Origin of the sequence: Microbacterium insulae, assembly GCF_042677065.1 — a bacterium.
GTDB classification, from domain to species: domain Bacteria; phylum Actinomycetota; class Actinomycetes; order Actinomycetales; family Microbacteriaceae; genus Microbacterium; species Microbacterium insulae.
In genome coordinates, this window is record NZ_JBHTII010000001.1 from 2178105 (window position 1) to 2193689 (window position 15585).

15 protein-coding genes are annotated in these 15585 nt (G+C 71.3%); 4 read left to right on the forward strand and 11 right to left on the reverse strand.

The annotated features are described in order from the left end of the window. Positions 1-19 precede the first annotated feature (19 nt). From ACFQ0P_RS10060 to ACFQ0P_RS10105, 10 genes are all read right to left on the reverse strand, one after another. The gene (locus tag ACFQ0P_RS10060; protein WP_204978559.1) at positions 20-1051 is read right to left on the reverse strand and encodes an RNA polymerase sigma factor; all 1032 of its coding nucleotides are present in this window, start codon (positions 1049-1051) and stop codon (positions 20-22) included. Next, on the reverse strand, positions 1048-1431 hold the full coding sequence (locus tag ACFQ0P_RS10065; protein ID WP_204978560.1) for a YciI family protein: 384 nt from the start codon (positions 1429-1431) through the stop codon (positions 1048-1050). The genes ACFQ0P_RS10060 and ACFQ0P_RS10065 overlap by 4 nt, the downstream gene beginning before the upstream one ends. 84 nt (positions 1432-1515) lie before the next feature. Next, positions 1516-2088: a hypothetical protein gene (locus tag ACFQ0P_RS10070; protein ID WP_204978561.1), complete on the reverse strand. Its 573-nt coding sequence runs from the start codon at positions 2086-2088 to the stop codon at positions 1516-1518. Between the two features lie 48 nt (positions 2089-2136). Beyond that, on the reverse strand, positions 2137-2934 hold the full coding sequence (locus ACFQ0P_RS10075) for a transglutaminase-like domain-containing protein (protein WP_204978562.1): 798 nt from the start codon (positions 2932-2934) through the stop codon (positions 2137-2139). Positions 2935-3014: 80 nt separating this feature from the next. Next, positions 3015-3818, reverse strand: a complete 804-nt coding sequence (locus ACFQ0P_RS10080; protein WP_204978563.1) for an HpcH/HpaI aldolase family protein — start codon at positions 3816-3818, stop codon at positions 3015-3017. After that, complete coding sequence (locus ACFQ0P_RS10085) at positions 3803-4588, reverse strand: 2-keto-4-pentenoate hydratase (RefSeq protein WP_204978564.1); 786 nt, start codon at positions 4586-4588, stop codon at positions 3803-3805. The genes ACFQ0P_RS10080 and ACFQ0P_RS10085 overlap by 16 nt, the downstream gene beginning before the upstream one ends. 16 nt (positions 4589-4604) lie before the next feature. Next, complete coding sequence (hpaD, locus tag ACFQ0P_RS10090; RefSeq protein WP_204978565.1) at positions 4605-5765, reverse strand: 3,4-dihydroxyphenylacetate 2,3-dioxygenase; 1161 nt, start codon at positions 5763-5765, stop codon at positions 4605-4607. Between the two features lie 42 nt (positions 5766-5807). Then, positions 5808-7319, reverse strand: coding sequence for a 5-carboxymethyl-2-hydroxymuconate semialdehyde dehydrogenase (gene hpaE, locus ACFQ0P_RS10095; RefSeq protein ID WP_204978566.1), 1512 nt, complete (start codon positions 7317-7319; stop codon positions 5808-5810). Between the two features lie 24 nt (positions 7320-7343). Continuing rightward, positions 7344-8048, reverse strand: a complete 705-nt coding sequence (locus ACFQ0P_RS10100) for a GntR family transcriptional regulator (protein WP_204978567.1) — start codon at positions 8046-8048, stop codon at positions 7344-7346. Then, entirely contained in the window at positions 8045-9616 is a 1572-nt protein-coding gene (locus ACFQ0P_RS10105; RefSeq protein WP_378772387.1) for a fumarylacetoacetate hydrolase family protein, read from the reverse strand. Before ACFQ0P_RS10105 ends, ACFQ0P_RS10100 begins: the two co-directional genes overlap by 4 nt. A gap of 122 nt (positions 9617-9738) precedes the next feature. Here ACFQ0P_RS10105 and ACFQ0P_RS10110 point away from each other — a divergent pair, with 122 nt between their 5' ends. After that, positions 9739-11124 carry an MFS transporter gene (locus tag ACFQ0P_RS10110; protein WP_204978569.1) on the forward strand — a complete coding sequence of 462 codons (1386 nt, stop codon included), beginning with the start codon at positions 9739-9741 and terminating at the stop codon, positions 11122-11124. 78 nt (positions 11125-11202) lie between these two features. Here ACFQ0P_RS10110 and ACFQ0P_RS10115 read toward each other — a convergent pair whose 3' ends face one another. Continuing rightward, positions 11203-11802, reverse strand: a complete 600-nt coding sequence (locus ACFQ0P_RS10115) for a TetR/AcrR family transcriptional regulator (protein ID WP_378772083.1) — start codon at positions 11800-11802, stop codon at positions 11203-11205. A gap of 93 nt (positions 11803-11895) precedes the next feature. Here ACFQ0P_RS10115 and ACFQ0P_RS10120 point away from each other — a divergent pair, with 93 nt between their 5' ends. Genes ACFQ0P_RS10120 through paaZ form a run of 3 tightly spaced genes read left to right on the forward strand, consistent with a single transcriptional unit; the run spans position 11896 to position 15574 of the window. Next, on the forward strand, positions 11896-12633 hold the full coding sequence (locus tag ACFQ0P_RS10120; protein WP_204978570.1) for an enoyl-CoA hydratase/isomerase family protein: 738 nt from the start codon (positions 11896-11898) through the stop codon (positions 12631-12633). Continuing rightward, positions 12630-13493 (forward strand): 3-hydroxyacyl-CoA dehydrogenase family protein, encoded by an 864-nt coding sequence (locus ACFQ0P_RS10125; RefSeq protein ID WP_204978571.1) that lies wholly within the window; start codon positions 12630-12632, stop codon positions 13491-13493. The genes ACFQ0P_RS10120 and ACFQ0P_RS10125 overlap by 4 nt, the downstream gene beginning before the upstream one ends. Beyond that, positions 13490-15574, forward strand: coding sequence for a phenylacetic acid degradation bifunctional protein PaaZ (gene paaZ, locus ACFQ0P_RS10130; RefSeq protein WP_378772086.1), 2085 nt, complete (start codon positions 13490-13492; stop codon positions 15572-15574). Before ACFQ0P_RS10125 ends, paaZ begins: the two co-directional genes overlap by 4 nt. The last annotated feature ends 11 nt before the right edge of the window (positions 15575-15585 follow it).

Here is a 15585-nt window from a genome sequence, read left to right on the forward strand (position 1 = left end):
CATGCTCGCAGACCGCGGACTATCGACGGGCCTCGGCCGCCGCGAGGGCCGAACGAGCCCCCTCCGACGGCGCGATCGCGACGAGCCCGCGGTACAGGGTGACGAGCGTGTCGGTGTCGAGGGCCCCCGTGCGCGCGCGATCGCAGTGGACGGCCTGGATCGCCGCTTCGAGCTGGAACCTGCCGAGCGGCCTGCCGAGCGCCGAGGCACGCGCGAGCAGCGACCGGCCCTCGGCGATGAGCTCGGCATCCCACACCCGCGGGTCCTGCTCGTCCAGCGGCGGCCACGGCCGCACGGCCCGTGCCGGCGCGCGCGACTGCGCGAACGTCAGGAGCGCCCCGAGACCCCACGCCTCCGCTTCCTCGGGCAGCAGGCTCGCGAGCAGCACCGCGAGCCACCGCGCCTCGTCGGCGATCGAGTCGCGGACGGCGTCGCCCTGGTCGAGCCAGTCGATCGCGTAGGCGCCGTAGATCGCCTCGAGCACGGCCGGAAGGCGGTCGGGCATGTCGGCCCGCGAGGGGACGGTGAACGGGATGCCGGCGTCGCGGATGCGTCGTTTGGCCCTCACGAGCCGCTGGGCCATCGCCGCGGGTGCGACACCGAACACCCGCGCGACCTGCGCGGCCTCGAACCCGAGGACCGTCTGCAGCATGAGGGCGGGCCGGATCGCCGGGTCGATCGCCGGGTGCGCGCACGCGAAGAGCAGTTCGAGGCGCTTGTCGGGAATCTCTTCGGTGCGGGCGACGAGGGTCGCGGCATCCGTCTCGTCCGCGAGTGAGGCGACGAGCACCTCGTTCAGCGGCGCGCCGGTCCGCTCGGCCGCCGAGCGGAAGTGATCGCGCAGTCGGTTGCGGGCCACGGTGAGGAGCCATCCTTCCGGGTTGTCCGGGACGCCGCGGGCGGGCCAGGTCTCGAGCGCCCTCTCGAACGCGTCGGCGAGCGCATCCTCGGCGAGCGGGATGTCACGCGTGGATGCCGCCAGGAGCGCGAGCAGCCGCCCGTACGAGTCGCGGGCCGCACGCTCGGCGGCCGCCCGCGGGTCGCCGGTCATCGGTAGTCGAAGCCCGTCCACCCGCCGTCGACGAAGCGTGTGCCGACGGGCCGCACCTCGACGGCGCCCCACGCGACCGACGGCGCCCTGCCCGCCCAGGCGATCGCGGCATCCAGGTCGTCGACCTCGATCACGAACGTGCCGCCCAGCTGCTCCTTGGTGTCGGCGAACGGACCGTCCTGCACGCGCAGCGTGCCGTCGTGGGCGGTCACCGTCGTCGTGAGGTCGGACTGCTGCAGGACTTCGGCGGAGCGCAGCACGCCCGCGGCATCCAGCGCCTTCGCGTAGACGTCGAACTCGCGCATGCCTTCGGCGAGTGCTTCGGGTCCGAGCTCCGCGGCGGACATCTCGGGGTAGTGGAGGAGGAGCGCGTAGCGCATGGTGTCATCCCTTCGTTGTGGTTGCGACACCGTGGTGACGATCGAGCGCGCCCCCGATCGACAGGGACGCGCGGGCGGCGGGCCTCAGCCCTTTCCGAGCTCGTCGAGCATGCGGCGCTGCTCCTCGGTGAGGCCGTCGTCGAGCTCACGCCTTCCGGCTGCGGCGGCCTCGGGATTCTGCGGGATGCTCGGGGCCGTCGCGCCGTCTGTCGTCGCCGTCCGGCCACCCGAGGCCCTGTCGTACAGGGCCTCGGCGCGCGCTTCGACCCGATCGTCGATGCGGTCGTAGATCGCCCAGCCGATCAGCAGGATGAGCGGCGGGAGCGCGTAGCCCCAGAACGATCCGAGAAGGCCCCCGCCGATGCTGACGCCCGACAGCCACACCGTCACGATCCACACCAGGAGGGCGACGGCGAACGCGAGCAGGAACTCGACCAGCTTCTCGCCCGCGCGCGTGCGCTGCGACGCCGACTTGGCCGCCATCCCGCGGAACCAGCCGTGCACGGCGGGCTTGATCCAGATGGACAGCGCCGTGAGCACGATCCCCGCCCACAGGGCCGACCACCCGACGCGTGCGGGGGTGAGGAACCCGATGACGAGCAGCACGACCACGTTGAAGACGAGCAGCGAGACGAACCGCACGATCCACTTCTTCATGGACTCACTGTGCCACGTGGCGCGAGGCGCCCGCGAGGGCCCGCGAGGTCAGCGGATCGAGACGAGCCGGTCGAGGTCGTCGTCGGGGAGGACGTCGGCCGTCGCCGTGACCTCCACGTCGATCAGATCCGCCCGGCCGGCGACGACCGTGAGGAACGCGGTGTCCGCGGCGTCGCGGCCCGTCGCGATCCGCACGAGGGTCGAGCGCGGGGCGAGGGTCGTGGCATCCACCACCCGCCATGCGCCCTCGATCCACGCCTCGGCGACCGCGTGGAAGTCCATGGGCGACAGGCCCGGCGCGTAGACCGCGACGAGGCGGGCCGGGATGCCGAGGCCGCGGAGCAGCGCCACGCACAGGTGCGCGTAGTCGCGGCACACGCCCTGGCGGGCGAGCAGCGTGCGGGTCGCGCCGTCCGTGGGAAGCGAGGAGCCCGACACGTAGGACAGCCGGGTGCCCACCCAGGACGACACCGAGGCGAGCAGCTGTGCCGAGCCTTCGATGCCGGCGAACTCGGCCCCGGCGGTGGGTGCCAGCGCGTCGGATTCGGCGTAGCGGCTCGGCCGCCCGTACACGAGGAGGTCGGTCTCCGAGGCGCCGAGCGGCTCGGCCTCCGCGTCGATCGTCGCGCGGTACGAGAGTTCGAGCCGCCCCGGTGCGGCATCCAGACGGTGGAGCCGCGTGCCGTGGGCGTCGGCGAGCTCGATCGCTGCGACGGGTGAGCCGTCGATGCTCACGGAGAGCTCCTCGTCGGCGGGCGCGTACTGCGTGCTCGCCGCGACGGCGAAGACGAGGTCCGCCGAGGTGGTCACGTCCAGGACGATCCGGCTCGAGACTTCTCTGCGCATGCTCTCACTGTGCCACGCCGGGTCATCGCCCGTCGCCCCTTGACAACCTCGGCGAGCAGCAGGCGCGCGGGGGCGGTGGGTCAGTACGAGGGAAGGGCCGGGTCAGCGGATGCCGCGCCCCAGCGATCCGCGAGCGCCTCCGAGCCGCGGGCCAGGAGCGCGACGTCGGCGCCGACGAGCACGAACGACGCGCCCGCGTCGAGGTAGGACTGCGCGACGTCGGGATCGAAGGCGTTCACGCCGACCGGCTTGCCCGCTCCGCGCACCGCGTCGAAGGTGCGGCGCACGGCGGCCGCGACATCCGGATGCGTCTGCTGGCCCAGCAGCCCCATCGACGCTGCGAGGTCGCTCGGCCCGACGAACACGCCGTCGACCCCGTCGACGGCGGCGATGCCGGCCGCTGCCTCGACACCCTCGACGGTCTCGATCTGGACGAACAGCGAGACGTGGTCGTCGGCGTGCGCGAGATAGCCGTCGATGCGGTTCCAGCGGGCGGAGCGTGCGAGGGCGGACCCGACGCCGCGGCGCCCGCGCGGCGGATAGCGGACGGCGGCCACGACTTCCTCGGCCTCCGCCGCCGACGACACCATCGGCACGAGGAGGTTCTGCGCGCCGAGGTCGAGTACCTGCTTGAGGGTCACGACGTCGCCGATCGGCACGCGCACGACGGGTGTGACGGGGTACCCGCCGACGGCCTGGAGCTGGGAGAGCACCGACTCGAGGCCGTTGGGGGAGTGCTCCATGTCGATCAGCAGCCAATCCAGGCCCGCTCCGGCGCAGATCTCGGCGACGAGCGGCGAGCCGGAGCACACCCACATCCCCGCGAGCGGGCGCTGCGCACCCGCGAGAGCGTCGCGGAACGTCGGATTCAGACGAAGCGGCATTCGATGACTCCCATCGGTCCGTAGTCGCAGCGCACGACATCGCCGCGCTGCACCCACATCGGCCGGGTGAACGACCCCGCGAGGATGATCTCACCCGCCTCCAGGCGGGCGCCATGCTGGTGGAACTTGTTCGCCAGCCACGCGACCCCCGTCGCGGGATGCCCGAGCACGCCGGCGGCGACGCCCGTCTCCTCGATCTCGCCGTTGCGGCTGAGGACTCCCGGGACCCAGCGAAGGTCGATCTCGTCGGGCCGCTTCCGGACGTCCCCGAGCACCATCGCCCCGTACGCGGCGTTGTCGGAGATCGTGTCGACGATCGTGCGGCCCTCGAGCTCGATGTGGGAGTTGAGCACCTCGAGCGCCGGGACGGCGTAGTCGATCGCGGCCAGCGCGTCCTCGAGGGTCGCGTCGGGGCCCTCGAGCGGCTTCGCCAGCACGAAGGCGAGCTCGACCTCGATGCGCACGTTCGAGAACAGGCCCGCCGGGATGTCGTCGCCCGACCGGTAGACCGTGTCGTCGAACATCACCCCGTAGTCGGGCTCGGTGATGCCCGTCGCCTGCTGCATCGCCTTGCTCGTGAGCCCGATCTTGCGTCCGACGAGCGTGCGCCCGGCGGCGATGTTCGCGTCGCGCCACACGCCCTGGATCGCGTACGAGTCCTCGACCGTCGCGTCCGGGTAGCGGGCCGTGATCCGGGGGATCACTCCGTGCGTGCGATCGGCTTCGGCCAGCTCGGCCGCGAGCTGCGCGATCGTCTCGGGGGGAAGCATCCGTTCTCCTTCTCGGCTACAGCTGGTGGCCGAGCTTGTACTCGCCCTGCTTGTACTCGGGCATCGAGTCCTCGCCCGGGCGTGTGTACGAGAATCCGTCGGCGCCGATCGTGACGGCCATCTCGGACGAGTCGGTGCGCTGCGCGACGGGCTGCGGGTTGCCGTCGAGGTCGAGGACGAGGGATGCCTCGGTGTACCACGACGGCACCACCGGGTTTCCCCACCAGTCCCGCCGCTGGTTGTCGTGGACGTCCCACGTGACGACGGGGTTGTCGGGGTCGCCGGTGTAGTAGTCCTGCGTGTAGATCTCGACCCGATGCCCGTCGGGATCGCGCAGATACAGGTAGAACGCGTTGGACACGCCGTGACGTCCGGGACCCCGCTCGATCGCATCGGAGCGGCGGAGCGCGCCCAGCTTGTCGCAGATGGCGAGGATGTTGTGCTTCTCGTGCGTCGCGAAGGCGACGTGGTGCATGCGGGGTCCGTCGCCGCCGGTCATGGCCGTGTCGTGAACCGTCGGCTTGCGGCGCATCCAGGCGGCGTAGACGGTGCCTTCGTCGTCCTGGATGTCCTCGGTCACGCGGAAGCCGAGCGCCTGCATGAAGTTCACCGCGCGGGGAACGTCCGGCGTGACCTGGTTGAAGTGATCGAGCCGGACGAGCTCGCCGGGCGTCTGCAGGTCGTACCGCCACGACAGCCGCTCGACGTGGTCGGTCTGGAAGAAGAACTCGTAGGGGAAGCCGAGCGGGTCGATCACGCGCACGGAGTCGCCGATGCCCTTCACGAACCCGTCGGGGTTGCGACGCACGTCGCAGCCCAGCTCCTCGTAGAAGGCGACCGCCCGGTCGAGGTCCTCGGGGGTGCGCACCCGGTAGGAGAACGCCGCGACGGCGGCCACCGGACCCTGCCGCAGCACGAGGTTGTGGTGGATGAACTCCTCGGTGGAGCGCAGGTAGATCGTCGCGTCGTCCTCTTCGGTCACGTGCAGACCGAGAACGTCGACGTAGAAGGTGCGCGACGCGGCCAGGTCGGTGACCACGAGCTCCATGTAGGCGCAGCGCAGGATATCGGGCGCCGGTGCGCTGGGGGTGGGCACCGGGTTGTCGGAGCGGATCGGGGCCTCCTGGCTCACGAAGAAGCCCGAGGAGGTGAGGGTCATGTCGTCGCGGTGGGTCATGTCAGCGTCCTTGCTCGTGGGTACCGAATGCGGCGAACCGCATCAGTTCTTGCCGAAGGTGGGGTTGTGGGCGGGTCCGAGCGTGATGTGCACGGCCTGCTGGTCGGTGTAGAAGTCGATCGAGCGGTAGCCGCCCTCGTGACCGAGGCCCGAGGCCTTCACGCCGCCGAACGGGGTGCGCAGGTCGCGGACGTTGTTGGAGTTGAGCCACACCATGCCCGCCTCGATCGCCTGCGAGAAGTTGTGGGCGCGCTTGAGGTCGCTCGTCCACACGTAGGCGGCGAGGCCGTACTTCACGCCGTTGGCGAGCGCGAGCGCCTCCTCATCGGTGTCGAAGGGCGTGATCGCCACGACGGGCCCGAAGATCTCCTCCTGGAAGATCCGCGCGTCGGGTGCGACGTCGGCGAACACCGTGGGAGCGACGTAGTTGCCGGTCGGGAACCCCTCGGGTCGTCCGCCGCCGGCGACGAGCCGGCCCTCGGTCTTGCCGAGCTCGACGTAGGACATCACCTTGTCGTAGTGCTCGGGGTGCACGAGCGCGCCGACCTCGGTCGCGGGATCCTGCGGGTCTCCGACCACCACGCGGGAGGCCTGCGCGGCGTAGCGCTCGACGAACTCCTCGTAGACCGGACGCTCGACGAGGATGCGCGACCCAGCGGTGCAGCGCTCGCCGTTGAGCGAGAAGACGCCGAAGATCGTCGCGTCGATCGCAGCCTCGAGGTCGGCGTCGGCGAAGACGACGGCCGGCGACTTGCCGCCCAGCTCCATCGACAGACCCTTCAGGAAGGGCGCGGCGTTGGCGAAGATGAGCTGCCCGGTGCGGCTCTCGCCGGTGAACGAGATCAGCGGCACATCGGGATGCTTCACCAGGGCGTCGCCGGCATCCTCGCCGAGTCCGTTGACGAGGTTGAACACGCCCTGCGGGAGCCCCGCCTCCTCGAAGATGCCGGCCCACAGCGATGCCGACAGCGGCGTGAACTCCGCGGGCTTGAGCACGACGGTGTTGCCCGTCGCGAGCGCGGGACCGAGCTTCCACGACTCGAGCATGAACGGCGTGTTCCAGGGGGTGATGAGTCCGGCGACACCGATCGGCTTGCGGTTGACGTAGTTGATCTGACGGCCGGGCACCTTGAACGCGTCGTCGGTCTGAGCCACGATGAGGTCGGCGAAGAACCGGAAGTTCTCGGCCGCGCGTCGCGCCTGGCCGAGCGCCTGCGTGATCGGAAGCCCGGAGTCGTAGGACTCGAGTTCGGCGAGGCGGGCGTCGCGGCTCTCGACGATGTCGGCGATGCGGTGGAGGACGCGCGACCGCTCGCGCGGCAGCATCCGCGGCCAGGGGCCATCGGTGAACGCGCGGCGGGCGGCGGCGACGGCCCGGTCGATGTCGGCCTTCTTGCCCGCGGCGGCCTGGAGATAGGTCTCGTTGGTGACCGGGTCGAGCACGTCGAAGGTGTCGCCGTCCTCCGAGTCGACGAACGCGCCGTCGATGTAGTGCTGGATGCGCGACGGCAGGTCGGCGGGGACGTGGCGGGTGCGGGTCTGGGTGTCGGTCATGGCGGTGATGCTCCTTCGGCAGGATCAGAAGGCGGGGAGGCCGAGAGCCTCGTCAGGGTGCTCGTGGATCATGTAGGCGTCGAGGGTCGCCGAACGGTGGCGGCGGGCCGCCTTCTCGATCTCGCCCAGGGGTGCGGAGATCTCGATGAGGCGGACGATGTTCTCGTGCTCGCGCACGGACTCCTGCGCGCGGCCGGGAACGAAGCTGAAGGTCGAGTCGCGCAGGTGCCCCAGGCGCGCCCACTCCGCCCGGACGAGTTCGAGCAGGCGCGGGTTGGCGCACTTGTCGTACAGCGCCGCGTGGAACTCCTGGTTCAGCGCGGTGAACGCGCGCGGGTCGAAGTGCTCGAGGGTCTCGATCATCCGCTCGTTGATGCGGCGCGCGTTCCGCAGATCGCCTGCGGTGAGCCGCCGGGCGGCGAGGGCCGTGGCCGTCCCCTCGAGGATCGACAGGGCCTGCATGCTGAACCGGTACTGCGAGTCGTCGACCATCGACACCCGCGCGCCGACGTTGCGCTCGAACGTGACGAGCCCCTCGGCCTCGAGCTGGCGGATCGCCTCGCGGACGGGGACGACGCTCATGTCGAGTTCGCCCGCGATGCTGCCGAGCACGAGCCGGTAGCCGGGCGTGAACTCCTGGTTCGCGATGCGCTCCTTGATCCAGCGGTACGCCTGCTGCGACTTGCTGAGCGCGGAGTCGTTCGCCGACAGCGCTTCGAGCGGCGTCATCGGGCGCCTCCCTCGGCCTCATAGCGCGCGCGCCACTCGGCATTCATCGGGAAGAGTCCGTCGACGGGATGCCCTTCCGCGACCTGCCGGGCGATCCACGCATCCTCCTCCTCCTGTGCGAGGGCCGCGTCGACGATCTCCTCGACGAGGGACGGCGGGATCACGATGACCCCGTCCGCGTCGCCGACGATCACATCGCCCGGCTGCACGGTCGTGCCGCCGCATCCGATCGTGACGTCGTAGTCCCAGGGAACGTGACGGCGTCCGAGGACGGCCGGGTGAGGCCCGGCGGTGTAGACCGGGATGCCGACGGCCGTGACGGCATCGGCGTCGCGCACGCCGCCGTCGGTCACGATGCCGGCGGCTCCGCGCGCGTGGGCGCGGATGGCGAGGATGTCGCCGAGCGTCCCGGAGCCGGTCTCACCGCGCGCCTCGATGACGATGACCTCGCCCTCGCCCACGGCGTCGAACGCCCGCTTCTGAGCGTTGTAGCCGCCGCCGTGCGCCGCGAAGAGGTCTTCGCGCAAGGGCACGAACCGCAGCGTGCGTGCGGTGCCGACGAGCTTCGCCTCGGGATGCAGCGGCCGCACGCCGTCGATCGTCACGTTGTCGAGCCCGCGTTTGCGCAGCTGGGCGCTGAGGCCCGCGACCGGCACGGCCTCGAGCTGCGCCCGCAGCTCGGGGGAGAGGGCGCGTTCGGACTCAGGAGATCCGCCAGGCTCAGGAGAATTGGCGCTGATTGCTCCTGACTCGGGCAGATCGCCTGACTCGGAGGACTCGGCGGGCAGCCCGGCGGCCTCGCGCGAGCCCCACGCCTCGGTGCGCTGGAGGTCGTCGACGGAGGGGAGGGAGCCGAGCTCCGGATCGAAGCCCGCTTCGCCCTGGACCACCGTCGTCAGCAGGCGTCCGGAGGACGGGCCGCCGGGAACGTCGACCTCGACCTCGATCACGTCGCCGGGGACCGCGACCGAGGACCCGGCCGGAGTCCCGGTGAGGATGACGTCGCCCGTTTCGAGGGTGAAGTGCTGCGACAGGTCAGCCACGAGCTGCGCGAGCGGGAAGATCATGCCGGCCGACGTGTCGTCCTGGACCAGCTCGCCGTTGCGCCACGTCCGCACCCGCAGCGCGGTCGGGTCGACCGCCCGGGCGTCGATCAGGGCGGGGCCGACCGGTGTGTAGCCGTCGCCCCCCTTGGAGCGCACGTTCGAGCCCTTGTCGTTCGCACGGAGGTCGTACAGGCCGAAGTCGTTCGCCGCGGTCACCCCGCTGACGTGCCTCCAGGCCTCGGCGAGCCCGACGCGGCGGGCCGGGGCGCCGATCACCAGCGCGATCTCGCCCTCGAAGGCGAGGAGCTCGGTGCCGGCCGGTCGCTCGATCGCCGCGCCCGAGGGTGCGAGCGAGCTCGACGGCTTGAAGAAGTACGACGGATGCTGCGGCCGCCGTCCGCGCTGATCGGCGCGGGAGGCGTAGCTGAGGTGGATCGCGATGACCTTGCCGGGGCGGCCGGGAAGGGCGGCGAACCGGGGGTCGGGGGCGGCGGATGCGGCATCCGTCGTCGTTTCGTCCATCATGAGCGTCCTCACTCTTGCGTCGTATCCGAAATCGTATATGATCGTCGCACATCCGGCAACCGTTCTCGTCGAAGTATGCCGGTGACGAAGTCGTCAGCCACAGACACAGGAGTCACGCCATGAGCACCCCGCAGCCAGAGGCCGGTTTCACACCGACCGGCACCATCGCCAGCCCCGTCGACCGGCGTCGGGTCGTCTTCGCGACCGTCGTGGGAACCACCGTCGAGTGGTACGACTTCTTCATCTACGCGTCGGCCGCCGGGCTGGTCTTCGGTCAGCTGTTCTTCGCGCCGGCGGGCGAGGGATTCGCGCAGATCCTCAGCTTCCTCACCGTCGGCATCAGCTTCCTGTTCCGGCCGCTCGGGGCGTTCCTCGCCGGTCACTTCGGCGACAGGTTCGGACGCCGGGTCGTACTGATGTGGACCCTCATCCTCATGGGCGCCGCCACGACGCTCGTCGGTCTGCTGCCGACGTACGCGGCCATCGGCATCGCCGCCCCGATCCTCCTCATCTTCCTCCGCATCCTGCAGGGCATCTCCGCCGGCGGCGAGTGGGGTGGCGCGGTCCTCATGGCCGTCGAGCACGCGCCCAAGGCCAAGCGCGGCATCTTCGGCGCCTCGCCGCAGATCGGCGTGCCCCTGGGCCTGCTGCTCGCCTCGGGGATCATGGGCCTCATGGCGCTCATCGCCCCCGGTGACGCGTTCCTCGAGTGGGGCTGGCGCGTGCCGTTCCTGCTGTCGTTCGTGCTCATCCTCATCGGCTACTACGTGCGCCGCCGCGTCGAGGAGAGCCCGGTGTTCACCGAGCTCGCCGAGCGCAAGCAGGAGACGCGGATGCCGATCGTGCAGCTCTTCCGTCGCCACGCGCTGCTCGTGATCATCGCCGCGCTCGTCTTCGCGGGCAACAACGCCGTCGGGTACATGACGACCGGCGGATACATCCAGCGGTACGCCACCGACCCCGCCGGCCCCGTCGGCCTCACCCCCGCAGACGTGCTCGGCGCCGTCACGCTCTCCGCCGTGTCGTGGCTCGTCTTCACGTGGATCGCCGGGTGGCTGTCCGACATCATCGGCCGCCGCACGACCTACATCATCGGCTGGATCCTCCAGCTCGCCGGTGTGTTCCTGCTGTTCCCGCTCGTGAACACCGGCGACGTGGCTCTGCTGGCCGTGGGGCTGTGCGTCCTGACGATCGGTCTCGGCTTCACCTACGGTCCGCAGGCGGCGCTGTACTCCGAGCTGTTCCCCGCCAGCATCCGCTTCTCGGGCGTCTCGATCTCTTACGCCATCGGCGCTATCCTCGGCGGCGCGTTCGCCCCGACCATCGCGCAGTGGATCGTGCAGTCGACCGGCTCCACCGCGGGCGTCACGTGGTACCTCGCGGGGATGACGGTGATCGGACTCATCGCGACGCTGCTGCTGCGCGACCGGTCCGGCATCCCGCTCGGACCCGACCACGAAGAGGAGCAGGCCGCCAGCCCGATCTACGGTCTCTCCAAAGCCTGACCCCCGTTCCGGCTCCGGCACCGGACCTGTACCGAATCGACCCTCGGCGCATCGTCGGGGGTCGATTCCGTGCTGGGCTCAGCGCGTGCGCATGCCGTCGAGTGAGACGGCGACCACGTCGTGCGCGAGGCGCTCGGCGTCGACGGGCCCGCCCGGGCGATACCACTCGACGAGCGAGTTGACCATGCCGAAGACGAGGCGCGTGGCGACCGCGCCGTCGAGGTCGTCGCGCACGAGCCCGTCGCGCTGCGCCTCCTCGACGAGCGCCGTGACGCGGTGGTCGAACGCGCGACGGCGGTCCAGGGCGGTGCGCTCGATCACGCTGTTCCCCCGCACCCGGAGGAGCAGCGTGACGTAGGGCAGACGGTCCACGAGCACAGCGACGGCGCCGTGCAGCACCGCGGCGAGACGTTCTGCCGCCGATCCCGCCGATGCTGCGGGCGCGTCGAGCACGCCTTCGAGCCCGCTCAGCGCCTCATCGAGGGCGAGGGCGAGCAGTTGCTCCTTCGAGTCGAAGTGGTGGTACAGCGCGGACTTGGAGAGGCTGAGGCGGGCCGCGACATCCGCCACCGACGTCGCGTCGTAACCCTGCTCGTTGAACAGCGCCACCGCGATGGCGAGGACCTGTGCGCGGTCGTAGCCGGGGCGCCCGCGCCGGACGGGGATCGGATCGACCATGCCCTCAGTCTGACACCCGGACACGGTGCTATTACTGAACGATCGGTTAGGTATTATGGATTCGCCGCGATGGAGCGGACCGAGAGGATGCCGATGACCGACGCCCTGCGCGTGGAGAGCCGCGACGACCGCATCGTCGCCACGCTCGCCCGCCCCGAGGTCCGCAACGCGATCGATCAGGCAATGATCGACCGCCTGCACGAGCTGTGCGCCGAGCTGGAGGCCCGTCCCCGCACGCTCATCCTCATCGGATCCGGGGGAGTGTTCGCCTCGGGCGCCGACATCGCACAGCTGCGCGATCGCCGAGCCGCCGATGCCCGCCGCGGCATCAACACCCACGCGTTCGCGCGTATCCGCGCTCTGCCGATGCCCGTCATCGCCGCCGTCGACGGCTGGGCCCTCGGCGGCGGCGCCGAGCTCGCCTACGCCGCCGACCTGCGCATCGGCACGCCGCGAGCGAGGATCGGCAATCCCGAGACGGGGCTCGGCATCATCGCCGCCGCCGGTGCGACGTGGCGGCTGCCGCAGATCGTCGGCGAGGCGCGGGCGGCCGAGCTGCTGCTGACCGGACGCGTCCTCGACGCCGACGAGGCCGTCGCGTGGGGCCTGCTGTCATCGCTGCACGAGCCCGACGAGCTGCTCGGCGCAGCGCACGCGCTCGCCGACCGCATCGCGCAGAACGATCCGCTCGCGACGCGGCACACCAAGCGCGCGCTCGCCGCACCCGCGGATGCGCACCCCGAGGTCGAGCTCGAGCTGCAGGCCGAGCTCTTCGAGAGCCCCGAGAAGGTGCGCCGCATGACGGCGTTCCTGGAACGGCGCCGTCCATGAGCGCGGGCCCGGTGCCCGCCCGCGTGGGCGTCCTCGGCGGGGGGCGGATGGGCACGGGCATCGCGCACGTCTTCGTCCTCGCGGGTGCCGAGGTCGTGATCGTGGAGCGGGACGAGGATGCCGCGGCCGCGGCATCCGCCCGCCTTCGTGCGAGTCTCGACAAGGCCGTCGCGCGAGGTGCGGCCGGACCCTCGGTCGCCGGGCGCGACGGCGCATTCCGGGTCGCCGCCGACGTGGACGCTCTCGCGGGCTGCGGACTCGTCGTGGAGGCGGTGCCCGAGGATCGCACGCTCAAGGTCGACGCGCTGCGCCGGGCCGAGTCGGTGCTCGACGGTGCTGCCGTGCTGGCCACGAACACATCCTCGATCTCGATCGACGACCTCGCCGCGGGACTCGCCCGACCGGGGCGGTTCCTCGGGCTCCACTTCTTCAACCCGGTGCCCCTGTCGTCCCTCGTCGAGGTGGTCGTCGGCGCCGCCACCGAGCCAGGCCTCGCCGACGAAGCCCGGGGCTGGGTGGAGGCACTCGGCAAGACCGCCGTCGTCGTGCGCGATGCGCCGGGCTTCGCGTCCAGCCGGCTCGGCGTGGCCCTCGCGCTCGAGGCGATCCGCATGGTCGAGGAGGGCGTCGCCTCTCCCGCCGACATCGACGTCGCGATGGAGCTCGGCTACCGGCATCCGGCCGGCCCGCTGCGCACGACCGACCTGGTCGGGCTGGATGTGCGGCTGGGGATCGCCGAGGAGCTGCACGCGAAACTCGGCGATCGCTTCGCCCCGCCGGAGCTGCTGCGCCGCATGGTGGCCGAGGGGCGCCTCGGACGCAAGACCGGATCCGGATTCTACGAATGGAGCGACCAGTGACAGACATCCTCCCCAGCTACGTGCGAGGACAGTGGTGGGCGCCGTCGGAGGAGCCCGGGCAGGAGGCGGCACCCGTCGTCGTGCGGGACTCCTCGACCGGTGAGGAGGTGTGCCGGCTCAGCACCGCCGGCATCGATCTCGGCGCCGTGCTGAACTACGCGCGCACGACGGGGCAGGCGAGCCTCGGCGCGCTCACCTTCCACCAGCGCGCCGTTCTGCTGAAGCGGTTCGCGCAGGTGCTCACCGAACGAAAGCAGGAGCTCTACGACCTCTCGCGTCGCGCCGGTGCGACCGAGCGCGATTCGTTGAGCGACGTCGACGGCGGGATCGGTGTGCTGTTCACGTACTCGTCCAAGGCCCGCCGCGAGCTGCCCGACGGGCGCGTCTACCTCGACGGACCCGTCGAGGTCCTGTCGAAGGACGGTTCATTCCTCGGGCGGCATGTGTACACCAGGCTCCCGGGAGCGGCGGTTCAGATCAACGCGTTCAACTTCCCGATGTGGGGCGCATTGGAGAAGTTCGCTCCGGCGTTCCTCGCGGGCGTCCCGAGCGTCGTGAAGCCCGCGAGCCCCACGGCATACGTCGCCGAGGCGTGGGTGCGGATCCTCGTCGAGACCGGTCTCCTGCCCGACGGCTCGCTGCAGCTCGTCAGCGGGAGCGTGCCGGACCTCTTCGAGCACCTCCGGCTCGGGGACCTCGTCGGGTTCACCGGCAGCGCCTCGACCGCGGAGCGCCTGCGGTCCCACGAGTGCGTGCAGACGGTCGGCGTGCGGTTCACCAGCGAGACCGACTCGATCAACGCCTCGGTGCTCGGTCCGGACGCCGTGCCCGGCACCCCGGAGTTCGACGCCTACGTGCGTCAGCTCCTCGTGGAGCTCACGACCAAGGCCGGGCAGAAGTGCACGGCCATCCGCCGCGCGATCGTGCCGGCCGGGCAGGTCGACGCGCTCGTGGACGCGGTGCGGGCGAAGATCGCCGAGCGCGTCGTGATCGGCGATCCCCGCGCCGAAGGGGTGACGATGGGCCCGCTCGTCTCGCTCGAGCAGCGAGAGGAGGTGCGGCGCAGCGTCGCGGCACTCGTCGACGGAGGGGGGCGGCTGCTCCTCGGCTCGACCGAGCCTCCCGAGGTCGTGCGGTCCGACGGCTCCACCGGCGTGGCGGAGCGCGGCGCCTTCGTCGAGCCGATGCTGATCGGTTTCGCGGATGCCTCGGCCCCCGCCGTCCATCAGGTCGAGGCCTTCGGACCCGTTGCCAGCGTCCTCCCGTACGCCACGGTCGAGGAGGCCGCCGAGCTCGTGAGCCTCGGCGGCGGTTCGCTCGTGACGAGCGTCGCCACCAACGACCCCTCCGTCGCCGCCACGCTCCTGTCCCGGACGGCCGCCTACAACGGACGGATCCTCTTCCTCGACCGCGACGACGCGCGTACGTCGACCGGGCACGGCGCACCGGTTCCGCACCTCGTGCACGGCGGTCCGGGCCGTGCCGGCGGCGGCGAGGAGCTCGGCGGGATGCGCGCGGTGCTGCACCACATGCAGCGCACGGCCGTGCAGGGCTCGCCCGAGATGCTGACCGCCCTGACCGGCGTGTGGCACCAGGGCGCGGCATCCCGGACCGACCGGCATCCGTTCCGCAAGCCGCTGTCCGAACTCGCAGTCGGCGACCAGGTCGTCTCGGCCTCGCGCGCGGTGACCCTCGACGACATCGAGACCTTCGCCCGGTTCACCGGCGACCTGTTCTACGCGCACATGGACGAAGAGGCCGCCGCCGCCAACCCGTTCTTCCCCGGACGCGTCGCACACGGCTACCTGCTCGTGTCCTGGGCGGCGGGGCTGTTCGTCGACCCCGAGCCCGGGCCGGTGCTGGCCAACTATGGCCTCGAGAACCTGCGGTTCGTCACGCCGGTCTCTCCCGGCGACGAGATCCGCGTGGTGCTGACGGCGAAGCAGATCACGCCCCGGGAGACGGACGAGTACGGCGAGGTGCGCTGGGACGCCGTCATCCGCAATCAGGACGACGAGCTCGTGGCCTCGTACGACGTGCTGACCCTCGTGGCGAAGGAGCCGGCCGGAGTCTCGCCGTGACCGACGCGCTC